Annotated in this window: 19 protein-coding genes and 1 pseudogene; 13 read left to right on the forward strand and 7 right to left on the reverse strand. The window is 45.6% G+C overall.

The annotated features are described in order from the left end of the window. Positions 1–4: 4 nt before the first annotated feature. Entirely contained in the window at positions 5–1,402 is a 1,398-nt protein-coding gene (gene sufB / locus ABEW32_RS19460) for a Fe-S cluster assembly protein SufB (RefSeq protein ID WP_016819590.1), read from the forward strand. A gap of 334 nt (positions 1,403–1,736) precedes the next feature. Beyond that, positions 1,737–2,099, forward strand: a complete 363-nt coding sequence (locus ABEW32_RS19465; protein ID WP_430190833.1) for a YmaF family protein — start codon at positions 1,737–1,739, stop codon at positions 2,097–2,099. A gap of 265 nt (positions 2,100–2,364) precedes the next feature. Here ABEW32_RS19465 and ABEW32_RS19470 read toward each other — a convergent pair whose 3' ends face one another. Continuing rightward, complete coding sequence (locus ABEW32_RS19470; protein ID WP_430190836.1) at positions 2,365–3,204, reverse strand: manganese catalase; 840 nt, start codon at positions 3,202–3,204, stop codon at positions 2,365–2,367. Positions 3,205–3,422: 218 nt separating this feature from the next. Here ABEW32_RS19470 and ABEW32_RS19475 point away from each other — a divergent pair. Beyond that, positions 3,423–3,712, forward strand: a pseudogene (locus tag ABEW32_RS19475) (manganese catalase family protein); the annotation flags it as partial. Positions 3,713–3,858: 146 nt separating this feature from the next. Here ABEW32_RS19475 and ABEW32_RS19480 read toward each other — a convergent pair. Beyond that, positions 3,859–4,923: an HD-GYP domain-containing protein gene (locus tag ABEW32_RS19480; protein WP_430190838.1), complete on the reverse strand. Its 1,065-nt coding sequence runs from the start codon at positions 4,921–4,923 to the stop codon at positions 3,859–3,861. A 317-nt stretch (positions 4,924–5,240) separates the two neighbouring features. On the opposite strand from ABEW32_RS19480, the gene ABEW32_RS19485 reads away from it, so the two are divergent. The 7 genes from ABEW32_RS19485 (at position 5,241) to ABEW32_RS19515 (ending at position 12,060) form a co-directional block, all read left to right on the forward strand. Beyond that, entirely contained in the window at positions 5,241–6,695 is a 1,455-nt protein-coding gene (locus tag ABEW32_RS19485) for a bifunctional metallophosphatase/5'-nucleotidase (RefSeq protein WP_430190841.1), read from the forward strand. Next, entirely contained in the window at positions 6,649–7,809 is a 1,161-nt protein-coding gene (locus tag ABEW32_RS19490) for an HD-GYP domain-containing protein (RefSeq protein ID WP_430190844.1), read from the forward strand. Before ABEW32_RS19485 ends, ABEW32_RS19490 begins: the two co-directional genes overlap by 47 nt. Positions 7,810–7,906: 97 nt before the next feature. Next, positions 7,907–9,037: a radical SAM/CxCxxxxC motif protein YfkAB gene (gene yfkAB / locus ABEW32_RS19495; protein WP_430190847.1), complete on the forward strand. Its 1,131-nt coding sequence runs from the start codon at positions 7,907–7,909 to the stop codon at positions 9,035–9,037. A gap of 106 nt (positions 9,038–9,143) precedes the next feature. Continuing rightward, positions 9,144–10,496 (forward strand): hemolysin family protein, encoded by a 1,353-nt coding sequence (locus tag ABEW32_RS19500; RefSeq protein WP_430190851.1) that lies wholly within the window; start codon positions 9,144–9,146, stop codon positions 10,494–10,496. A 208-nt stretch (positions 10,497–10,704) separates the two neighbouring features. Beyond that, positions 10,705–10,929: a spore coat associated protein CotJA gene (locus tag ABEW32_RS19505; protein ID WP_430190854.1), complete on the forward strand. Its 225-nt coding sequence runs from the start codon at positions 10,705–10,707 to the stop codon at positions 10,927–10,929. 1 nt (position 10,930) lies between these two features. Then, complete coding sequence (locus ABEW32_RS19510; RefSeq protein ID WP_430190857.1) at positions 10,931–11,449, forward strand: spore coat protein CotJB; 519 nt, start codon at positions 10,931–10,933, stop codon at positions 11,447–11,449. A gap of 41 nt (positions 11,450–11,490) precedes the next feature. Beyond that, positions 11,491–12,060 carry a manganese catalase family protein gene (locus ABEW32_RS19515; protein ID WP_016819601.1) on the forward strand — a complete coding sequence of 190 codons (570 nt, stop codon included), beginning with the start codon at positions 11,491–11,493 and terminating at the stop codon, positions 12,058–12,060. 162 nt (positions 12,061–12,222) lie between these two features. Here the strand turns inward: ABEW32_RS19515 and ABEW32_RS19520 are convergent, their stop codons facing one another. Further along, positions 12,223–13,296, reverse strand: coding sequence for a glycosyltransferase family 2 protein (locus ABEW32_RS19520; protein WP_430190860.1), 1,074 nt, complete (start codon positions 13,294–13,296; stop codon positions 12,223–12,225). A 393-nt stretch (positions 13,297–13,689) separates the two neighbouring features. On the opposite strand from ABEW32_RS19520, the gene ABEW32_RS19525 reads away from it, so the two are divergent. From ABEW32_RS19525 to ABEW32_RS19535, 3 genes are all read left to right on the forward strand, one after another. Further along, positions 13,690–16,524: a methyltransferase domain-containing protein gene (locus ABEW32_RS19525; protein WP_430190863.1), complete on the forward strand. Its 2,835-nt coding sequence runs from the start codon at positions 13,690–13,692 to the stop codon at positions 16,522–16,524. 24 nt (positions 16,525–16,548) lie between these two features. Further along, positions 16,549–17,211: a class I SAM-dependent methyltransferase gene (locus ABEW32_RS19530; protein WP_430190866.1), complete on the forward strand. Its 663-nt coding sequence runs from the start codon at positions 16,549–16,551 to the stop codon at positions 17,209–17,211. Positions 17,212–17,294: 83 nt separating this feature from the next. Next, positions 17,295–17,996, forward strand: coding sequence for an HAD family hydrolase (locus ABEW32_RS19535; RefSeq protein WP_080710675.1), 702 nt, complete (start codon positions 17,295–17,297; stop codon positions 17,994–17,996). Positions 17,997–18,098: 102 nt separating this feature from the next. Here ABEW32_RS19535 and ABEW32_RS19540 read toward each other — a convergent pair whose 3' ends face one another. The 4 genes from ABEW32_RS19540 to ABEW32_RS19555 are packed head-to-tail and all read right to left on the reverse strand — an operon-like array spanning position 18,099 to position 22,270. Continuing rightward, the gene (locus ABEW32_RS19540; RefSeq protein WP_430190869.1) at positions 18,099–19,277 is read right to left on the reverse strand and encodes a YheC/YheD family endospore coat-associated protein; all 1,179 of its coding nucleotides are present in this window, start codon (positions 19,275–19,277) and stop codon (positions 18,099–18,101) included. Further along, positions 19,259–19,774 carry a GNAT family protein gene (locus tag ABEW32_RS19545; RefSeq protein ID WP_040101724.1) on the reverse strand — a complete coding sequence of 172 codons (516 nt, stop codon included), beginning with the start codon at positions 19,772–19,774 and terminating at the stop codon, positions 19,259–19,261. Before ABEW32_RS19545 ends, ABEW32_RS19540 begins: the two co-directional genes overlap by 19 nt. 19 nt (positions 19,775–19,793) lie before the next feature. Continuing rightward, entirely contained in the window at positions 19,794–20,900 is a 1,107-nt protein-coding gene (locus ABEW32_RS19550; RefSeq protein ID WP_430190872.1) for a YheC/YheD family endospore coat-associated protein, read from the reverse strand. Then, positions 20,897–22,270: a YheC/YheD family endospore coat-associated protein gene (locus ABEW32_RS19555; RefSeq protein ID WP_430190875.1), complete on the reverse strand. Its 1,374-nt coding sequence runs from the start codon at positions 22,268–22,270 to the stop codon at positions 20,897–20,899. Before ABEW32_RS19555 ends, ABEW32_RS19550 begins: the two co-directional genes overlap by 4 nt. Position 22,271: the final 1 nt, after the last annotated feature.

Raw genomic sequence — 22,271 nt, forward strand, 5'->3', positions numbered from 1 at the left:
AAACATGGCCAAGAAAGCACCGGAAATGGAAGAGTATAAGTATGGTTTTCGTGACGAGCACAAGTCCATTTTCCAAACAGGTAAGGGTCTCACTCCGGAAATTGTAAAAGAAATCTCCAAAATTAAGGGTGAACCAGATTGGATGTTGGAGTTCCGTCTGAAAGCATTGAAACAATTTGAAAAAATGCCAATGCCAAAATGGGGCGGAGACATGGATGAACTGGATTTCGATGATATCCAGTACTATGTAAGACCTTCCGAGAAACAAGGGAAAACATGGGAAGAGGTTCCTACAGAAATTAAGGAAACCTTTGATAAACTGGGGATTCCTGAAGCGGAGCAAAAGTTTCTGGCTGGTGTATCCGCGCAATATGAATCCGAGGTTGTCTACCACAGCATGCAAAAGGATCTGGAAGAGCAGGGTGTCATTTTCATGGATACCGATACGGCGTTGCGTGAGCATCCCGAGATTCTGAAAGAGTATTTTGCCACAGTTGTACCTCCTGCGGACAATAAGTTTGCGGCACTGAACAGTGCAGTATGGTCAGGCGGTAGCTTTATATACGTGCCTAAAGGCGTAAAATGTGAAGTTCCGTTGCAGGCTTACTTCCGTATCAACTCGGAAAACATGGGTCAATTTGAGCGTACGCTCATTATTGCTGACGAAGACAGCTTTGTGCATTATGTAGAAGGCTGTACGGCTCCAATCTACAGCACGAACTCGCTGCATAGTGCCGTGGTGGAAATCATTTGTAAGAAGAACGCACGCGTTCGTTACACAACGATTCAGAACTGGGCACCCAACATCTACAACCTGGTAACCAAACGTGCGGTTGCTGAAGAAAATGCAACGATGGAATGGGTCGATGGTAACATCGGTTCCAAGCTGACAATGAAGTATCCTGCTGTTGTATTGAAAGGTCGTGGAGCGAAAGGGATGGTCTTGTCCATCGCTGTTGCAGGCAAAGGCCAGCATCAGGATGCAGGTGCGAAAATGATCCACTTGGCACCAGATACTACATCCACAATCGTATCCAAGTCGATCAGTAAGCACGGTGGTAAAGTAACGTATCGCGGATTGGCTTCCTTTGGTCGTCAGGCTCAGGGTGCAAAATCGAATATCAAGTGTGATACGTTGATTTTGGATAATCAGTCAACCTCGGATACTATTCCTTATAATGAGATCATGAATGACGATATCACACTTGAGCACGAAGCAACGGTGTCCAAAGTATCGGAAGATCAGCTATTCTATCTGATGAGCCGCGGTCTGACCGAAGCTGAAGCGACGCAAATGATCGTCATGGGCTTTATCGAGCCGTTCACCAAAGAACTGCCGATGGAATATGCGGTAGAAATGAACCGTTTGATCAAGTTCGAGATGGAAGGTAGTATCGGTTAAAACCTAGTCATCCTTGATGCGATAAGGTTTTAAGGCCATCTAAAGCTGTTATAATGAAGTCGTGCTGATTTTGTGCCGATTCGGATTTCTCGTTAGTGTAGAAGGCGAACTTTTTAAGTTCGTCTTCTTCTTTTTTTTGTAATGTTATGTCTAAATTGATGTCGGCAGTTTCTAATTGTCTTATAACATATTTCTTCAGTTCGGCTACCGACATTCTAGTTTTGCGAAACCAAAAATTTATTGTTAGGACTGCAGATAATTGCCTAGCACGTAACTATGTTTGCTTAATAGGATATTGTAAAAGCTGAACCAAACATAAGGAGGCAGGCAACGGATGCAGAAGAATAAACCTGTAGTCAAGAAGAAAACAATCTCTCCTAAACAGACACAGAGGCATGTGCACGAATTTGAAGGTAGTACCAAACTGGCTGAAGCAGGCGCAGACCGACATAACCACCGCTTTGCAGGTGTCACTGGGCAAGCAATTCGAGTTGGAAGAAGTCATGTCCATGAAATTGATCTTACCAAAACTGATTTCTTGAACCACTTTCATAATCTGAAAAAAATTAGAACAGGACCAGCTATTCCAGTCGGAAATGGAAAACACGTACATTTTGTTACGGGCCAAACTACATTAAATGATGGTCACGTACACCAGTTTAATTTCGCAACATTGATTGAGGCACCTCTTATTTAATGAACAGTGGTTCGAGCCGTTCACCAAAGAACTGCAAACCGAGGCCGTACCGATTGTGTACTGACTCGGATTCTCTGTTAGTAGAGGAGGCGAACTTTTGGAGTTCGTCTTCTTCTATTTATTTGGTTACCTCCGAATACGTGTTTACAATGATTTTTGACTCACTTTCGTTCAATTCATTTAGACACGTATTTTTTGTCGCCCACATTGGTCGACAAAAAGCCAAAGCCGCCCCAAAAAGTTGGGACAGCTCGCTTCTACATATTTATTTATCTGAGGTTTTATGATCTAAGTCATGATGTAATTCGGTTGCTGGTATTTTGGCACTATAGATTTGACCTTTGGCAACGGGATTAGAGATGTATACATAGCTTCCCGTTCCATCTGGTGCGCTACCTGTTGCCCACAGACCTTCACTGGATTCCTCGCCTTCAGACAGGTTCCAAAACTCATATGCTTCAGGCTGGGATTCTTGCTCTGCTTCAGGAGGAAAGGAAGCCGGTACCACAACACCATTTTTTTCTTCTAATTCTTGGATTGCCGCCATCCATTGATACTGATGGTAGCGATCGCGTGCTAGCATTTTCCGTAAAGTAGCCCTAACGCTTTCGTCTTGGGTCATATGATATAGTCTTGCAACCTGCAATCGACCTTGACTCTCTGCATGCAGGTTGGAGCGCATATCTGCCAAAAGATTACCACTAGCAACAATGTAAGAACCGTTCCATGGAACTCCATTTGAATTAGTAGGTAATCCGCCAAGACCACTAACCAGCAAGTGTTGCGGGTTGATTCCTCCCATAATGGCAGCTGTAACAGGGTCTTTGGCAGCTTGCTCCTGATCTTCTGGTTTAGCCCCATCAAGTAATTGACTAATTAAAGCACACAACATCTCCACATGCCCTATTTCTTCTGTTCCAATATCCATTAACATATCTTTATATTTTTCATCACCGCGACAGTTAAACCCTTGAAACAAATACTGCATCATCACGGTCATTTCTCCAAATTGGCCTCCCAAAACTTCTTGTACCTGTCGGGCAAATAGAGGGTCAGGTCGCTCTACTTTCACTTCGAACTGCAACTCTTTTTGATGTCTAAACATAATTAGTCCTCCTATAGGTTTAAAGCAGTTTAGTGAATCCAAGCTATATTAACCCATTCAATGCACAACAAAACGAGGAGCTGCCTAACAACAAATACCCCTGATACTAGACTGATAGAAGCCTTTATGAGAATAATTTTTTATTTCTTTGACTTGTATAAAAATGATAAAATAGAGTAGCCATTTTCCGTGATAACTCTGTTTAATATAGGGATTTAAATCATGCTCCTTTGGATGAAGCGATAAAACATGCCAATCCTCATCATTTTATTATGGGAGCTCAAAGTTCCTTACCCGTTGATGCGAGTGGTAATCCTTGGTTAGGCAGTTATGTCTATTCCCACGGCAATCTGATTTGCTTGATAATCTCGTACTCGAATCTACAGGGGTTTTGCAAAAATCCCGAATTTACGAAATGAGCACGAACAAAACATTCCGGGAGACATTGGCTTTTTTGATTGTACGGGATAATGCTCATCAAAATGCGTTTGCCAAAGCATTAGAGACAAAATTAGACTTATGTCCATAATACAAAAAGAGGCTGTCCTTTGTAGGAAAAACCTACGGATAAGGACAGTCTCTTTTCATTCGTGTAGCCTGTGCTTCGAATAATCATTCCGTACAAACAAAGTAACGCTGGGTGGCAGTGGCAGATCAGGATTCCAGATAAATTTCATCAATGGATACATGCCGATCCTTGGACAAATCTATATATTCATTATCGTTAATTCTTACTAAGGGGCTAAAGTAATCCACAGGATTGTTCAGAATAATGGTTCCTGTCTGACCTGTCGTTAATAGAACTTGCTTATTAATAAAATTCGGAAGCATATGTCTGATGAACACTTGGGTAGTTTCGGGATTCAGATGTCCAAAACTCATGCTGTGCAGCTCACGTAATACGGTGAGCAACTCCTGCTTCGTCTGATACACACGATTGGAAATCATTGCGCTATATACGTCGGCAACAGCTGTGATGCTGGCAAAAGGATGAATCTCTTCCTTAAATAGTCCGTGGGGGTATCCACTTCCGTCTTCGCGCTCGTGATGCTGCAAGGCGACAATTGCTGAAATTTCATCGCTGGTTGAATTGCGGATAATATCATAGCCATACAGAGAATGTTTCTTCATCTCATGAAATTCTTCAGGTGTCAGTTTATCCGGTTTGTTCAAAATTTCATCCGGTATCATGGACTTGCCTATATCATGTAAATATCCAGCTTTACCCGCGGTATATGCCTCTTCTTCTGTGTATCCAAGCCAGGTGGCAATGTAATATGATAGTATTCCTACTTGGAGAGAATGATTGTAAGTATAATGATCTCCCCGTTCCATAATTAACAGCAGAGATACGACATCCTTTTGACGAGCCAGCTCCGAAACGAGAGGCCCGAACAGCTCATCAACTCGATATTCCTCAAATTTTCCAGTTGAGGAAGCTTCGAGGAACATGCTTTCAAAGCCGCTGATTGTCTGCTCTATGAGGGGAACGGCGCGTTTAAGGGACTCGGGGGAAGCTGGAACATCGGGGGCAAAGCCAACCGGAATGCTCGCAGAACCAGCATCAATGTCGATATAATCGACACCGTGCATAATGAGCTTGGAAATATCGTCATGCTGAAGCTCGGTGCCCTGTATCATGACAGGCACACCATGCCCATTGTATGTATCGGATTTGAGGCGATCTCCCGGCTTGGCATCGGTAACGTGAACTCTCATGCGCTAACCTCCTTATTGTCGTAAATTTGTCGAAAATACGAAACAAACCTAATATATCAAGAATTATATGGGATGACAACGACTAATTTACTATTATTCCAAGCTGTGAAATGGGTCCCAAGAACCCGTTTCCTTTGAGTTACACATAGAAGGTTACGACAACGAGTTTTACTATGCTTATGACTTGAAATTGTAGAGAGACTACAGTACGATATGGTACCTATGCCCACTCATATGTACCATATTGCTAAATAACATGGTATGCTTAAACATTAGAAGCTCCAAAGTCGATATATAAAATATAAAGGAGGGCGGTTATGGAGATGACGACTCAGCAAACGTTGACCATTTTGCATACCAATGACATCCATAGTCATTTTGGCAGTATGCCTTCGATAGCCGCGATGATCAATGAACGAAGAGCTGCATCAGGAGATGCGCTACTTGTGCTGGACATAGGAGACCACATGGACCGGATGGCCCCCGAAACTGAAGGAACGCTCGGTGGGGCAAATGTGGATGTGATTAATCTGACAGGGTACGATGCCATTACGATCGGTAACAATGAGGGTCTGACTTTTACCCCGGATATGATTGAGCAGGCATATGCGGGCATTCATTGTCCAGTCGTATGTGGCAATATGACAGAGCGTGCTACGGGGATGAGTCCTTCGTGGATGAAGGAATCCCTTATTTTGGACAAAGCAGGGATCAAGATCGGTTTACTCGGTGTGACGGCTGCCTTTACCGAGTTTTACCAATTACTGGGCTGGGATGTGCTCGATCCGTTTGAGGTGCTAGGAAAGCAGATCGAGGCACTCAGAAAGCAGGTGGATGTAGTAATCGTGATGTCTCATCTGGGATTACCCTCTGATGAGCAATTGGCGTCCCGATTTCCTGAAATTGATGTTATCCTTGGCGGTCACACCCACCATGTACTGGAGGAACCACTATGGATCGGGAACACCGTTTTGTGCGGGGCAGGTAAGTTCGGAGCGTTGCTCGGTGAAGTGACACTAACCCGTAACCATAGTCTTGAACCGTTTCGAGTCACCTCAGGAGGTGTGGTTCCTGTAGATCAGACGCTGCTGGACGAAAAAGTGGCATCCGCCATTGTAATGCATCGGAGACAAGCGGAACGCGCCATGGAGAGCACGGTGGCAGTAACGGATCGGGAACTTAAGATCGCTTATGATCAGGAGTCCCCTTTCGGGAATTTGTTGGCACAATCGGTGTCCCATTTTACAGGAACCGACATTGCTCTCGTCAATGCAGGCCAACTGCTCGGTCCATTGCCTCAAGGAGATATCAGCAAAGGAATACTGCATTCCTTATGCCCATCGCCGATTAACCCCTGTGTGATGAAGTTGCGGGGAGGAGACATTCGCTTGGCGTTGGAGCAGTCTTTGCTGCCTGAATTTATAGACAAGCCCATGACGGGCTTTGGTTTCAGAGGCAAAGTGCTGGGCACGATGTGTGTGGAGGGGTTGACCATTCAGTATGACCCGGACCGTGCTCCTTATGAAAAAGTGACGGACATTCGTGTAGCGGGTCAATCCTTGGAAGAGGATGGGGAATACACTGTGGGCACGTTGGATATGTTCACATTCAAAGCAGGTTATAAGGTGCTTGCGAACGGAACAGATCTCCGATTTATGCTTCCAGAATTTTTACGGGATTTGATTGAAATGGAGTTGAAGCGTCCGGGCGCGATAGAAGAATGTTTTGCAGCTAGGTGGCTTCAGGTATCAAAACAATCGGGAGAGGATTAAGCTGCGACTGGTACCTGTTACATTATTGAGAGCCGGCATGAAGCTGGGCAAAAAAATATACAATGAAAATGGAATGGTGCTGCTCTCGGAAGGTGTTGAGCTTACTTCGCGATTGATTGAACGTCTAGGCCAAGTCGGTATTGGATATGTATACATTGAGGATGCTGTGACAGAAGATATCGTAATTCCCGAGATGATCCATGAACAGACAAGGGCCGCGGCGCTACAGGAAATCAAAAAGCAGTTTCAGGGTTTGTCATCCTACTCCGTAGATCATAAGCACAAATATTTTGGCAAGTCCTTTTATAAGGTAATGGAGTCCATTCTGGACGATATTGGAGGCCGCCAGGACGCCATCATTATGTTGATGGATATCGGGGCCGCGGATCAGGATTTATATCATCATTCTTTGAACGTATGCTTGTATTCACTAGTCCTGGGGATTTCCAACGGCTACGATAATAACCAGCTCATGGAGCTGGGGATAGGTTCATTATTGCACGATATTGGTAAAATGAAGATTTCACCTCAAGTGCTCTATAAGCCGGGTAAATTGACGGACGAGGAATATGAGCATATGAAAACACATACAGTGATCGGCTATAAGCTACTTAAAGACGAACCCGGGATTCCCTTGTTGTCAGCTCATTGTGCATTACAGCATCATGAGCGTATTGACGGCAGTGGCTACCCACATGGTTGGAAAAAGGACCAAATCCACGAATATGCGAAATGGATCGGCCTGGCGGACTCGTATGATGCGATGACAGCAAGTCGGATATACAAACAGGCTTTGTTGCCTTATGAAGCAATGGAAGTGCTATATGCCGGGGCAGGAACGTTGTATGAGCAGCGGATGCTGGAAGCCTTCCGTGACTGTGTAGCTATTTACCCTCTGGGGCTGTCTGTAGTGCTCAACACGGGAGAAGAGGGAGTCGTAGTGCGTATACATCCCAAAATTCCGCAAAGGCCTGTTATTCGTATTGTAAGAGACCGGGATGGGCAGGAGCTGAAGGCACCTTATGATGTGGATTTGTCCGTGTCCCTTTCGGTTATGATTACAAACACATTGGGCGCTGCTACCGGCCCTTTCGGAGGAGTACACGTAGATTAGCAGATGATGTGGAAGAAAGCATGCAGACACTTTACACATCATGATATGATAATTATACGTCTTTTGAGGTTAATAACAGAAATAAGGTGAAAACATAATGACAGTTCTTCAAAATAACACATTGCCCCAAATATCGCCGACGTATGATCCGTGGGACCCGATTGTCTCACTGCGTACACATGGCCGTCATTTGCTTACAAGCGTGGAAATGACTGTAACACATTTATGTAATATGCGCTGTGAGCATTGCGCTGTTGGCGATATGTTGGTTATGAAGGAGGCTCCTTTCCTTCCTTTAGACTTAATGCTGAAGCGGCTGGACGAAGTTGAGCATCTGGAAACCATAAGTATTACAGGTGGAGAGCCTGCTTTGCTGGATAAAACAGTGGATGAAGTGATCGTTCCGTTGCTGAAATATGCGAAGGAGCGCGGTATTCGTTCGCAAATCAACTCCAACCTGACTTTGGATATCCGCAGATATGAGAAAATGCTTCCGTATCTGGATGTCATGCATATTTCGTTTAACTATTTGAACGCCGACGATTTTTATGAAGTGGGATTTGCCAATACCGGACGTCCGACTCCACGCGCGGGTGCTGTTCGCCTGTATGAAAAAATGATAGAGAATGCACGTAAATTAAGCGAAATGGGCATGTTCATTTCAGCCGAGTCCATGATTAACTATCGGACACACACGAAGCTGGATGGCATTCATCAGTTGATCAACGAAATGGGATGCCGCAGGCATGAGGTTCATCCGATGTATGCATCGAATTTTGCCTCTGCCCTGCCTGTACTTTCGCTTGATGATATGCGGAAATCGATTGATAGGCTGCTGGATGTACGAAATCAGGACATGTGGATGTTGTTTGGCACACTCCCATTCTTTGCTTGTTCAGATCGGGAAGAAGATCGCAAACTGCTTCGCCGTTTGAGACAAGAGCCGAATATCACGGTGCGTAATGATCCGGACGGAAGAAACCGTGTAAATGTGAATATGTTCACGGGTAGCGTATATGTAACGGATTTTGCAGACATTCCAGCTTTCGGAAACATTCAGGAAAACAGTTTGGATAATATTTTTGGTGAATGGCTGAATGAGCATCCGTTGAATCAGACTGTGAACTGTCACTGTGATGCGGCTGCATGTTGCGGACCGAATCTGCTCGTAGCGGATATGTATTACAAGGATGTCGATTTTAAATCAAGAAAAGCACTACAATTATAAGCATTTTTACATGATTCCAATTACAGTTTCCAATCATAAATACTGAATTGAAAAGCTTGCAAGTCGAATGGTGCAAAATGCTAACTAAAGAAATGGGGAGTTCGTATTGGATGGTCATACCGAGTTTCATTGGGGATTGCTAGGGGTGAATCTCTTCTTGGTACTGCTGCTTGTCTTTCTAAACGGTGTTTTTGTGGCCGCAGAGTTTTCGCTGGTCAAAATGCGCCAATCCCGATTGACACAGCTCCAAAGTGAGGGTCATCGCCTGGCGGGCTATGCGCTGAAGGTGAACCAAAAGTTGGATGCTTATCTGTCTGCCACCCAATTGGGCATTACGCTGGCTTCATTAGGGCTGGGCTGGATTGGTGAGCCGGCAATATCCGGTTACCTGATAGAGCCACTCATGCACAAACTCGGTGTAACTGACGGTACACTGATTACAACGGTATCCGTTGTCGTCGGATTTTGCGTCATTACTTTTTTGCATATTGTATTGGGCGAACTGGCTCCCAAGTCTTTGGCGATTCAAAAGACTGAGGGTGTGGCGCTGTTTTTATCGGCGCCCTTGCTGCTTTTCTATAAGATTTTTCTGCCTGTAATCTGGGTGTTAAATGCTGCGGCAAATATGCTGTTACGCGCATTCGGCATTCAGCCGGCGAGTGAAGCCGAAGCGGCACATTCGGAGGAAGAGATCCGCATATTGATGAATCAGAGTGCTAAAAGTGGTGTAATCGATAAGGATGAAATCAAGCTGATGGATAATATCTTTGATTTTTCCGACTTGCTTGCCCGTGAGATTATGCTGCCGCGTACAGATATGGATTGCTTGTACACGAATTTGTCGTTTAAGGAAAATCTGAAAATTATCAGTGAGACCAAGCATTCCCGTTACCCGGTAGCAGTGGAGGATAAAGATCAGATCATCGGCTTTGTCCATATTACAGATCTTCTGTTAGCCGAGCAGGGTGAGCAGCTGGATTTGGCCTCGGTAGTGCGTCCTATTCTGAATGTGCCTGAGTCTATGGAAGTAAGTCATGTGCTGCGTCTTATGCAGAAAAAGCATTCTCAAATGACTCTCGTGGTGGATGAATACGGGGGAACTGCCGGTCTGCTGACAGCGGAGGAAATTCTGGAGGAAATCGTCGGGGATCTCTATGATGAGTTTGAGGATGAGCGCCCAAGCGTAGAAATGAAGGAAGACTTCATCTCTGTGGACGGTCGTATGCTCATTGAGGATGTTAATGATTTGACTGGAGTAAACATTGAAGACGACGAGGTGGATTCCATCGGAGGCTGGCTGTTCAAGGAATTGGAGGGCAGTCCGGTGAAGGGGAAGAAAATAGAGTTTTATAATCTGACCTTTGAAGTGGAGGAAGCAACGAGACTTCGCATTATGAGAGTGAAAATTCACCGTAAGTCGGAGCCTGTCATTGAGGATGAACTTTCTAGCGATGAGTAGTCCTGATCCACTGAAATAAACATGAACAGTTCAGATAGGTAAGCTATATATAGTGCTGAAGAGAGAGCCTTTAGATCCACGTTACCGTGGTCTTAAAGGCTCTTTTTGAGTTTTATTTCGTTGAATCCATTTTTTTGTTCGAGACTTGGGCGATGCGGCATATGTTGAATAGTAAAGCAGAAGGATCAATCAAAGGAGGTCCCGGCCCGTGAAATTTCCACAGCAAGGTGAGTTTGCCCCGTTTGTCGGCCCGTTCGATCCGTGTCCGCCCGTTCTATGCAAGACCTATGTGCTTCCGCCAAACTTGTTTATACAATTTCAGCCCCCTGGTCTACCGCAATTCAGTCCAGAAGAGGCGCTGACGAAAGGAACGCTATGGCCACTGCTTTACAGTCCTTATGAGCCCAGAAGAAACCAGGGGGGAGGCGAATAGAATGGAGAATCCAAATCAAGGTCAGTCCCCAAATCAATTCCAGCAGCAAAATCAGCATGAGAGCGGATATCAACAACCCAATCAATCTCAAGGCCCTTATTCAAATTCGTATCAATACCAGAATCAGTATCCATATCAAAACCAGTATCAATACCAGAACCAGTACCAAGACCAAAACCAGTATCAAGGTCAAGCTCAGGATTATAATCAACCCAGAGATCCGATCCAAGGCTATACGCCCCAAGGCTGTGCGCCTCAAACCAAGCCGGGTGATGCCCAATTTTATGCGCTATTGGAGAAGCTCCAAGCGGTGGATTTTGTGTTAGTGGAGTTGAATTTGTATCTGGATACACACCCGGATGATTTGCAAGCCATCGAGCAGTTCAATAAGCTGACACAGGAAAGAACGGCGATTGCTAACGAATACCAGCTTTTATATGGACCTTTGCAAAATTTTGGTCGCGCCTACTCCAAGTATCCTTGGGAATGGAGCCAGGCTCCTTGGCCATGGCAGGTATAGATAGGGAATCGCACAACCTTTTGTATAAAGGAGGAACATGAATGTGGGTATATGAAAAAAAACTGCAATATCCCGTACGTGTCAGCAAATGTGATCCTCATATGGCCAAACTGCTTATGGAGCAGTATGGCGGAGCGGATGGCGAGCTGGCAGCAGCATTGCGCTATTTGAATCAGCGGTATACGATTCCCGATAAGGTAATCGGTGTACTCAATGACATCGGCACAGAGGAATTTGCTCATCTCGAGATGATTGCGACTATGATCTACAAGCTGACGAAGGATGCGAGTGTGGAGCAAATGGAGGCGGCTGGACTAGGTGAATATTATGCAGCGCATGATCATGCGTTATTTTACCAAAACGCTTCTGGAGTTCCTTTTACAGCGGCCTACATCCAAGCCAAAGGTGATCCGATTGCCGATCTATATGAGGATATTGCGGCAGAGGAAAAGGCGCGAGCTACATATCAGTGGCTGATTGATTTGACAGACGATGTGGATTTGCAGGATAGTTTGAAGTTTCTGCGTGAACGTGAGGTGATTCATTCGTTGCGTTTCCGTGAGTCAGTAGAAATTTTGAAGGGAGAAAGAGACCGGAAAAAGGTGTTCTGAAGGAGTCTTGTATGACGAATAGGAAAGGCCATCTGCAAGCATCAAGTGCAGGTGGCCTTTCCTATTTATAAAACTAGTAACTTATAAACGAAGCAGATTATAGCTAATAAAGTCGATTTTCTACAAAAGAAATCGACTTTTTCAATGGCGCTCAACAGAATATTATTTTTGGTCTAGCTGTGCAAAATACTGCTCGTTATATAAAACACTTGGATGAGTAGGATGGTGCAACTGGGCTATGCGATGATGCGATTTTGCTTTTTCGATGTCACCGATTCGGTCATAACAGAGACATAATTGCAAGTGTGGAAACCAGGTATAGTACGACGAATTGGTTAAGGCCATTACATCTTGCGGGGGCCCAATCAGCGTCGCCTGCCGAAACCAATAAATGGCTTGAGCATACTGCTCATCTTCAATGAACAAATTGCCGAAAGCACAGCAGAATTGGGCGCGTGGTACATCGAGGGTAAGTGTGCGAAGCAGTGCCATACGTTGCTCCTGTTTTTGTGCTTGACGACCGTAGCAATCCGCAAGCTTAAAGCAAGCAGCAATCCGATCTTCTATCCATCCTTGATGTAGCCCTAGATAATGTTCGTACTGCTGAATGGCTTCTAGTGTGCGTCCGTTATCATATAATTCATTGGCGAAGTAGTAGTGATCTCGTTCAGAAAATAAGGTGCCCTGCTCCCGATGCTTGAGATATATGTGCAAATTACGAGCAGTATAAGCTCGTGTTTTGTTATGAGTCACCGCCATATTACTGTGAAAGATGCTGCCTGTTACATTCAGGAACTCGTGAACAAATCCGGTCCATCTGAATCTGCGATCACGCCGTACAATTCGGTTTCTTTTGAGCTTATACAACGGCTGTCCTTGTTCATCTATGGATAGCACATAATCCATTGTAATGCTGTCATAAGAGAGGGTGGCTTGTTTTTTCCAGTTGAGAAAGGATAGTCGATCTTTTTCTTCTAGTATGTCATCGGCATCCAGCCAAAATTGATATTCTTGCGTGGCTTGATCAAACGCATAATTACGGGCAGCGGAGAAATCATCGCACCACTCAAAGTTGTATATCCGAGCGTTGAATGATGCAGCGACCTCTTGGGTTCTATCGGTAGATCCAGTATCAACGATAATGATTTCATCCACCAGGTCATGGACTGATTTCAGACAGGTATGAAGGGCTTCTTCTTCGTTTTTGACAATCATACATAAGCTGACAGTCACCATGCTCTTTGTCCCTCCTGAAAAACTTGGTATAATTTCCATTTTATTAGGATAGCTTGCTCATTATGTAGTAATTCGGCTTGAACATGTAAAGGGGATATGATGATCATAAATTCAGTTCTGCTCTAATAAATTAGAAAATCAAAGCTGGATGTTTGGGGGAAGGGTATGGATTGAAGATGTGTGTGACATTCCGGGTTAGGATGTGCGACAGGATGGGTTTTATCGTTGAGTGGGGAGATTGTATTTTGTATTGATGTCGTTTTTATTGATATTTCCAGGTGTAAGTCCATTCATACCACGCTCACTCCCAATCGCTTGGTCGCAATTATGGTATGCGTTAGGACATGGAGGGGGAACGGTTATGAGGCTTCCGCCTGATGGAGGCGTTGACACATGCGTATACTAATCGGTAGCCCGGTGCACCAGAAGCCGGAAATTTTGTCTTTGTTTCTTCAAGCCTTGGAACGCCTGGAAGCACCTGACGTGTTACCAGATTATTTATTTGTGGATGATAATGACAATCCGATGTCAAGCCAATGGCTAGTTGACTTTTCCAATCGGCTTCCAGGCCGGGTTCTGCCCTTGTTAACAGGCTCGCAGCAAGTGGAGAACCGTAGTGATGAGCACACTCATTATTGGCCGCCTGCTCTCGTTTGGAAAGTGGCCGACTTTAAAAATCGTCTGATTGACTATGCACTTCAGCATAATTATGACGCGCTGTTTCTGGTCGATTCAGACCTGGTTCTCCATTCTCGTACCCTGTGTAGGCTGGTGGAGACGGAGAAGGATATCGTATCAGAGATTTTCTGGACACGCTGGCAACCGGAAGGACAGCTGTTGCCTCAAGTGTGGGTCAGTGATGAATATAATTTGTTCCACTGTGAAGATGGAGAAGTGCTGTCAGCGGAGGAGCGGGCGCAACGTGAGCTGCATTTTATACACCAGTTGCACGTTCCTGGTTTGTATGAGGTGGGCGGTCTAGGTGCGTGTACCCTAATTCGCAGACGGGCGCTTGAAGCAGGAATTCATTTTGGCAAAATTAAAAACGTTTCTTATTGGGGAGAAGATCGACATTTTTGTATTCGGGCGGCTGCATTTGGATTTCCGCTTTTCGTGGACACACACTATCCGGCAATGCATCTATATCGGGAAGTCGATCGAATAAAGGCAGAACAGCTATTATTCACCCTAAAGTATTTTACATCGAACCATCCAGAGCATTTAACGCATACAGAACACTCCAATACCTCTCCAAGCTCTTCAGCCTTCAATCATCCAGCATATTCAAGACCCCCTGAGTTCCTTGACCCTCCAGTTATACCTGATCATCTGCGCGAAACTGCTGTCTTTGCCAAGTACACGGCGGATTCGGTTGTAGTACCACAGACGTTCACGGGTCCAAGACAAAGTGAGCTTTATACACCGCCTGTCTCTAATCCTAAATTGACGCTGACCATGACGGTATACAATGAGGCAGATCGCAAGCTTACTGACGTGCTGCTGAGTCACCGGGAATACATTGATGAAGCAGTCATTATTGATGATGGTAGTCATGACAATAGCGCAGAGTTGTGCCGGGAGATCTTACAAGGAATCCCACTGCGTTTGATCCGCAATGAAACCCCCTCTTTTAACAATGAAGTCGAACTGCGAAAGCAGCAGTGGAGAGAGACATTGGCTTCCTCTCCTGAATGGATATTAAGCATGGATGCAGACGAAATGTTCGAATCCCGCTTTGCCCAAGGGGTACATTCTTTGTTAGCGGGAACGAAAGCGGATACGATTTGCTTCAGGTTGTTTGATATGTGGTCTTCCACGCATTATCGTGATGATGATTATTGGCAGGCCCATCGATATTACCGTCCTTTTTTAATTCGATATAAAGAGGGATTCCCTTATAAATGGAAGGAGCAGTCCTTGCACTGTGGGAGATTACCCGAAAATGTACTTGATCTTCCCACTGAGATCAGCAACTACCGTATTCAGCATTGGGGATGGTATACACCTGCTATTCGCATGGGCAAATTTGAGCGATATCAGCTGCTTGACCCAAGTGCTCGTTATGGCTGGAAAGAGCAATATGAATCCATTCTGGACCCGAATCCACGACTTACACTCTGGGTCGATCAGGACAACAAAAACACAGAAAAGGAACCTACACAAGAATATGAACCTGCGCAGCAGGCGAACGACTTGGATGTCGCCAAGGTGGCCAGTGTGCAGGTCATTAACAAACCCGATCTCCATGAAGCCAAGGCTATTTCTTATGGTAAGGATAAGGGGAGAGGAGCAGAACAGAGCGTAAAATGCAAATTGTGTGGCTCAGCCGACACGATAGTATTTCACAATTATGAACACTTTACCTTGATGGGATGCGGCTTCTGTGGATTGGTTTTTCGTAAGGATGTGGATCATATTCAGTCTGAGAAAATGATAGCAGAGATTTATAATGCCAATTGGGTTGCTATGCGGGATAGTGCAGCGGCGTCTACCTATGGGGATCATGCGCTTTTTGGACTTATGCTGCTGGATATGTTCAGTCCCAAAAAAGGAAAGCTGCTTGAGATTGGTTCAGGGACTGGAGAATTTATCCATGCTGCTCTTCAAGCTGGCTGGAATGCAGTGGGCATTGAGCCGTCCAGTGAATCGCGTGCCTATGCCAAGTGCAAATATGAGGTGGAATTATTACCGGGTTATTGGAACGGTGAAACAGATTTAGATACTCAAATTCAACAATCTCTAGAAATTAACCAAGATTATAAAGATCAGGAAGCGATTGAGACTGAAAGTTTAGAGGAAGAAGCGGACTTACCTCTGGAGCACCAATACGAAGCCATAGCATGCTGGCATGTGCTGGAGCATATCACGGACCCGATCACATTTTTGACGGATTTGCGTGAACAGCTTCAACCTGATGGAACGTTATATATTACCGTCCCCAATAAAAACTCGTTTACCAACGAGGCCTATGGCGTTCACTCGCCTTTATTTATGGAGGAGGATCATCTGTTCCATTATTCAGATCATACGCTGACGCTTTTGCTGGAAAAGTCCGGCTTGCGTCCGGTGACTTTGTTTACCCGCCAGCTCTCCTCTGGTCTGGATGCCTTGCTGCAAGCACACCCTTTGTACGGCGAGCTTGCCTTTACAGAGCAAATGGGATTGTTGGCTAAGCTTCAAGGCGAGAAACGGGGTCATGAATTATGCTGTGTAGCAAGAGTAATCTAAACATCCGCAAAGGAGGCTACATTCATGAATATGGCTGACCCGTATCTGTCTCGCTTTTTTGTATATTCTGATCCCAATTCGTCCAATATGATTTACAGACTCCCTCAAAGCTGGTGGAGTCGTCCCTATGAGTATGAGTGGTGTCTCCAATTTATGTCCGGGCAAGATACAGTATTGGACGCGGCTTGTGGAATACCGCATCCGTTCAAATTTGAGCTGGCCCGCCGTTGCTCTCAGGTCTATGCCTGCGATTTGGATATACGAATCGTTTCTGTAGATGCCATCTTGGCTGAGGTGCGACGGGATATTGGAGAGGAGGCTGCTGAGCGCATTCAGGAGATTTTACCAGTTCGGCTCCACTCCGCACATGCCAATTTGACTGCTCTGCCCTATGAGGATGCCAGTTTTGACAAAATTGTATGTATATCAGTGTTGGAGCACTTAACACCCGATGAATCTTTGGCAGCCTTGCGTGAATTTCACCGAACGTTAAGGGATGACGGCATGCTTCTGTTGACGTTTGATTATCCTACAGTGGATCTTTCAATGATGGAGCAATGGATAGAAAAGGCAGGATTTTCGTATTGGAGTGGTGTGGATCTCAATCTACCACGGGGAGCTTTACACACAGATATGTGGGGCGGCTTACATTGTTTTAGGACTGTTCTAAAAAAATATAAGAGTTAAAGGTATGCGCAATGAGGTTTACACAGACCTCTCTTATTGCTTATCATGAGAGGGGTCGGAGTGTAAACTTACATAGGAAAGGAATGACTGATAACTACATGAACAATGCACCTGTGTTGAAGAAACCTGAGGCTATGGTATTTGATATGGACGGTACACTTTTTCAGACGGAGACGCTGCTGCTTCCTGCGTACCACAAGCTGTTTGATACGCTGCGCGCCGAAGGACTTTATGAAGGAGAGACTCCTCCCGAGGAGCTTATTTTGAATAGTTTGGGGATGCTGCTGGATGAGATCTGGAGAAGAGTCATGCCGGAAGCCAGTGAAGCAGCTCATCGAAGAGCGGACGAGTTGTTGCTTCAGCTGGAGCTGGAAGGGTTGAAGAGTGGAAGTCATGCTCTGTATCCACATGTAAAAGAAACACTCCAGGCACTTCATGAGCAAGGTGTCCGATTATTCGTAGCTAGTAACGGGCTGGAGGATTATGTAAAGGGGATCGCTGCTGCGTATGAAATGGTTCCTATTTTTGAAGGACTGTACAGCGCTGGGGAATACAGCACGCTATCCAAAGTGAATTTGCTAGAAATTCTGTTGAGCAAGCATGATATTTCGAATGTATGGATGGTAGGAGATCGTTCCTCAGATGTGGAAGCTGGCAAAAAGAACGGACAGACGGTAATCGGCTGTGCTTATGCTGGATTTGGTGTGAATGATGAATTAAAAGGGTCCGATGCGATTATTACGGACTTTACGCAGTTGCTTACGCTTTATAAAAACGCCGAGTAACTGTGAAAATACAGATAAGGGTTATAAATAGCTTTGGCGTACCATATAAATAATACATGCAAATGATGTTGGGCAGATGACAAAACAAAGGAAGGCAGCCACTTACGCGGAGCCTTCCTTTGTTTTATTCTCTGTTTGATCTTCTACCTGATCAGCAGATCTTTGTTCCGTCTGTGGCTTCGGATTAATCTGAGTGTGGTAGACCCACAAGGCGTATTCCATGGGCCTGGTGATGGCACGACGATAGGTTTCTTTTTCGCCAATACGTGAAAATACCTCGCGCGCCGGCTTTGGATTGACCTCAAGCAGGTAGATATGACCGTCCTTATTGATTGCCAAATCGAGCGCAAGCTCACATAATGACCCGTAGATTTCTTCCAGATACGCAGCAATGTCCAGTCCGAGCCGTTCCCCTTGCTTAATGATTTTCTCTCTATGGTCTTCATCCCGAATCCATTGCGTCAGCAATTGCTTCATCGGTATTGCCTTGCCTCCGCCATGCAGGTTGGAAGTGACACTCCGGTGCGCCCCAATGCGCCCAGCGCATCCCGTTAGCTCCCATACTCCCTGGCTATTTTTCTGTACCAGCATACGGTAATCATGGACCCTGCCATTCGGCAACTGCACAGGAATACCTTCCTGAACAATGTAGTTCTCCATGTTCCAACTGCTCAGACGCGGCTCCAGGCGATCCAGACGTACCCGTTGCTGGGGAATAATATGACGCTTGCGATTGCGTCCCTCAATCAGATACAGGCCGCTTTGCTTGTTAACAGGTTCAATGCGTAAAATGCCGCGGCCTCCCGTACCGTTAATTGGCTTGAGGTATACCAGTGAATTCTGTTTAAGCATTCGCTTCACACTATGAAATCCATCGAACAGCTCTGTGGCAGGTAGATGGGGGCGAAAGGCGGCCCTTCTTGCAAGCTGCTGATGAATAGCCCATTTGTTGCTCAGCGGTCGGTTTAAATAAACAAGGTCTGTATACTGTAAGCGAAATTTCTTTAATTGACGATACCGCTCACTGCGCTGTACCCGGCAGCGGTCGAAGATCATATCCGGAAACTCTCGCCATTTTCGGGTCCATTTACCACTGTGCGGGTCATACATTTGGGCAAGAAGCAGTCTGCGTTCCTTATGGACATCCGCAGGAGTGAATACATACATATCCAGTCCCAGTCTTTTCCCTTCTGCAATCATGCGCTCATATATATCGCGTTCTTCCAGTTGCTTCTTACTGTTCAAATACAAAGTCATGATGCCTAGGACAGGTTTTGGCACAGCATTCCACCTTCCTCTGCCGTCTGCTCATCTTCGGATAACTCTCCACAAAATATCAGTGTGGGCTTTCCCGTCGGTCCAGTCGTCATTTCATGCGCAATAAGTCCAGCACGGAAACAGGTTTTGAGACTGGCCATATTGTCGGTGGCTACGCTGCACGTCAGACGGCGCAGCTGTTGGAGCTGGGCGGACAGCAGTCTAGCGCCCAGTCTGCGACCCCGGTAAAGCGGACGAACAATCACGATGCAAGCATCCTTCCCATAATTCAGAGCAAGGGAAAAACCCGCAATCCGCAGCCCCTTCTCTGTGCGCACATATGCGCACAGGAGAGAGGAGCCGGGGGTGTTCAATTGCTCCGGCGTTAAAACAGCCAACTGCCGCAGAGCATTGCGAGTAATGCGCATGCCGCCGGAACTACGAGCCAAAAACAGCAACTGTCGTCGTCTCAGTACCCAACTCCGGGCAGGCAAATGTTGAACATCGCTAATTTGCGGCATGATTCCACTTCCTTGATCATTATTTCATTCGTCCGGCCAAAAAGGAGCTGTACTGAAATATACGTCTAAGTGATTTTTGACGGATGTCCGGCTCGTCGAATTTCATCGGTTTGGCATTGGCTTCAAAAAACCAGAGGGTCCCGAGTGTATCTACACCCAAATCCATGGACATTTCACCGTGAGAAAGACCGGATCCGCGTTCAATTTGGCGTGCAATCAGAATAGCCGTACTTTTAACCTTATTCATCAAATCTGTACTGTCCTCGGGCCCAAAAAGTGAGGACAGTAGCTTAAACGGGTCTTCCACACTTCCCCCACGCGGAACATGGGTAGTAATACTCCCCTTACCCGCTAGTCTGGCACCGACTCCAGTAATGCTCCATGCGCCACGGGCATTTTTTTGCACCAAAATACGCAGGTCAAACGGCTTTTTCTGATAGGTTGCTAGATCGATACCTTGCTGAATGATATAGGGCGAGTTGCCTGCTTCTCGGCGAATACGTCTCCACAGCCGAGACAATGATACGGATCGATAGGTGATGCTTTTTTTGTCATGTTGAATGGTCAGCCTGTATGCTGTCAGATGCTCTGGGTTAAATCTGAGAATCATAATTCCTTTTCCGGCTTTGCCGTTTTCGGGTTTGAGATACAGGTATGGATACGCAGACAACATTTTTCCTAGAGATGGCAGGTTGCTTAACCGTTTGGTAATCGGAACAAATGGACGAGTGGATTCCGAGGTACGGAGCCATTTGAACAATTCCCACTTGTTAAAAAATCCTGGATTGTACAGTTCAACGTCTGGGGTATGCGAAATTTCATCCAGCTTTGCGCGCACAGAGGTTTTAAGTTCATAATTACGATTTGGGATACGATTATAAATGACCTGTGGGGATGGGAAATTCTGTTCCTCCCACATCTGTGTGTTTTTGTTATAGATGTATCCCTTCACAGTTTCATCTGTCAGCTTCAAGTCCCTGACAGTAACAATGTACACTTGATACCCCATGCGCGTTCCCGTTTCAAGAATATCCCTGAAGTTTCGCTGATTCCCCTTGAAAAGTTGTACCTCGTCGTGCACTGTCAATACAGCAACGACTGGTTTTTGCTCCACCTGGGTATTCATAGTTCCTCTTTTCTGCGGAATTTACTGAGGTAAAGACAGTGGTCCAAAATATGCTCCACGGATGCTTTACCCTCCGCACGTAACGATGGATGCTGAAAAATGGATCGACCTGGTTTAGAGTTGGCTTCAAACATCCATACCTTTTCATCCTGATCAATGCCCAGGTCAAAGCCGATTTCACCCAGTAGATGCTGGTGGTGGTATTCTATTGCTTCTGCTAGCGTAACTGCTACATTCTTGGCGCGTTGAAGTACTTCACCCGCCCGGTCTCCGAATACACGACCGAGCGCTTGCTCGGGTGTCATAAGTGAACCGCCGTTTTTGATATGGGTTGTGACACTGCCACGTCCAGCTTTTTTGGCCCCAATCCCAACGACGACCCATTGGTTGTTGCCGTCTTTGTGCATATGGAACCGGAAGTCAATCGGGCAATTATCAATCTCGATCAGCTGAATGCCCTGCTGAATGACATAGCCTTTCAGCGTCTGCCCCTTATTGGAGGAGTGGAGCATCCGCAGCATGGAGCTAAAAGAGGAGAACCGCAGCAACACATTGCTATTTTTTTTCCGATACCTCACATAGTATCCTTGCTTGGGGACATAGGACAAACGATAGATTCCTTTACCGAGACTGCCGCTGCTTGGCTTGTAATAAGCAAATTGATGCCGCTCCAGCATACCTCGAATACGTTCAGAGCTGGGATTCATATAGGATTCAGGGACATAGCGGTTAACCTCTGAGTTATTTTCCAACAGATGATAGATATCGGATTTATTGAAAAAGCTCCAGTTAAAGAAAGGAATTCGCCTGCGAGAAAAGCGTTCGCGTAGTTGATTAATCGCTGGGGAAAAATCAGAGCGGCGGCTTGGCAAACGATTGTAAATCACGTCCGGCAGAGATACGAGTTTACGTGTAAATTCCCCGCTGGATGACAGAAAATAGCCGTTAACGGTATCGTTTTGCCAGTTGATATCCCTTGGCGTGAAGGCAAAAATATAAGATTTTTTGCTGCCTTCCTTCAGCAGCTGCTTAATAAAGCCTGTGCGTGATCCAAAAGGACGGGTGGTGGAGTTAGTAGCATCAGACAGCACTCCAATCAACGGTCCAAGCTGCACATCTCCGTCCTGATTTCGCAAATAGATAGACCCGCTTTTAGGAACACGGATTGCATTGCGTAAGCCGGAGGTCAAGTATAGATGGCGTCCCGCCTTCTGGATGGGTTTTACTGTTACAGGAATCTGATCCTTGCCAAGCCGTAAACGAATGGACTTGGCTCCAGATAACTTAAGGCTTTTCAACAAGGCAGTGGATATATACGCCACCTTGTCGGGCTGCTGTGAGAAATGCACATTGCAATGCGTTAAACTCATC

The organism is Paenibacillus jamilae (assembly GCF_050482105.1).
GTDB lineage: Bacteria > Bacillota > Bacilli > Paenibacillales > Paenibacillaceae > Paenibacillus > Paenibacillus jamilae_B.

Bases quoted from the DNA above. Each gene is read 5' to 3' on its own strand.
- ABEW32_RS19510 (WP_430190857.1), top strand. From the start codon at position 10,931: ATGGAGAATCCAAATCAAGGTCAGTCCCCAAATCAATTCCAGCAGCAA.
- ABEW32_RS19515 (WP_016819601.1), top strand. From the start codon at position 11,491: ATGTGGGTATATGAAAAAAAACTGCAATATCCCGTACGTGTCAGCAAA.
- ABEW32_RS19485 (WP_430190841.1), top strand. From the start codon at position 5,241: ATGGAGATGACGACTCAGCAAACGTTGACCATTTTGCATACCAATGAC.
- ABEW32_RS19550 (WP_430190872.1), bottom strand. From the start codon at position 20,900: ATGAATACCCAGGTGGAGCAAAAACCAGTCGTTGCTGTATTGACAGTG.
- ABEW32_RS19465 (WP_430190833.1), top strand. From the start codon at position 1,737: ATGCAGAAGAATAAACCTGTAGTCAAGAAGAAAACAATCTCTCCTAAA.
- ABEW32_RS19535 (WP_080710675.1), top strand. From the start codon at position 17,295: ATGACTGATAACTACATGAACAATGCACCTGTGTTGAAGAAACCTGAG.
- ABEW32_RS19520 (WP_430190860.1), bottom strand. From the start codon at position 13,296: ATGGTGACTGTCAGCTTATGTATGATTGTCAAAAACGAAGAAGAAGCC.
- ABEW32_RS19480 (WP_430190838.1), bottom strand. From the start codon at position 4,923: ATGAGAGTTCACGTTACCGATGCCAAGCCGGGAGATCGCCTCAAATCC.
- ABEW32_RS19545 (WP_040101724.1), bottom strand. From the start codon at position 19,774: ATGCCGCAAATTAGCGATGTTCAACATTTGCCTGCCCGGAGTTGGGTA.
- ABEW32_RS19525 (WP_430190863.1), top strand. From the start codon at position 13,690: ATGCGTATACTAATCGGTAGCCCGGTGCACCAGAAGCCGGAAATTTTG.
- sufB (WP_016819590.1), top strand. From the start codon at position 5: ATGGCCAAGAAAGCACCGGAAATGGAAGAGTATAAGTATGGTTTTCGT.
- ABEW32_RS19470 (WP_430190836.1), bottom strand. From the start codon at position 3,204: ATGTTTAGACATCAAAAAGAGTTGCAGTTCGAAGTGAAAGTAGAGCGA.
- ABEW32_RS19530 (WP_430190866.1), top strand. From the start codon at position 16,549: ATGAATATGGCTGACCCGTATCTGTCTCGCTTTTTTGTATATTCTGAT.
- yfkAB (WP_430190847.1), top strand. From the start codon at position 7,907: ATGACAGTTCTTCAAAATAACACATTGCCCCAAATATCGCCGACGTAT.
- ABEW32_RS19555 (WP_430190875.1), bottom strand. From the start codon at position 22,270: ATGAGTTTAACGCATTGCAATGTGCATTTCTCACAGCAGCCCGACAAG.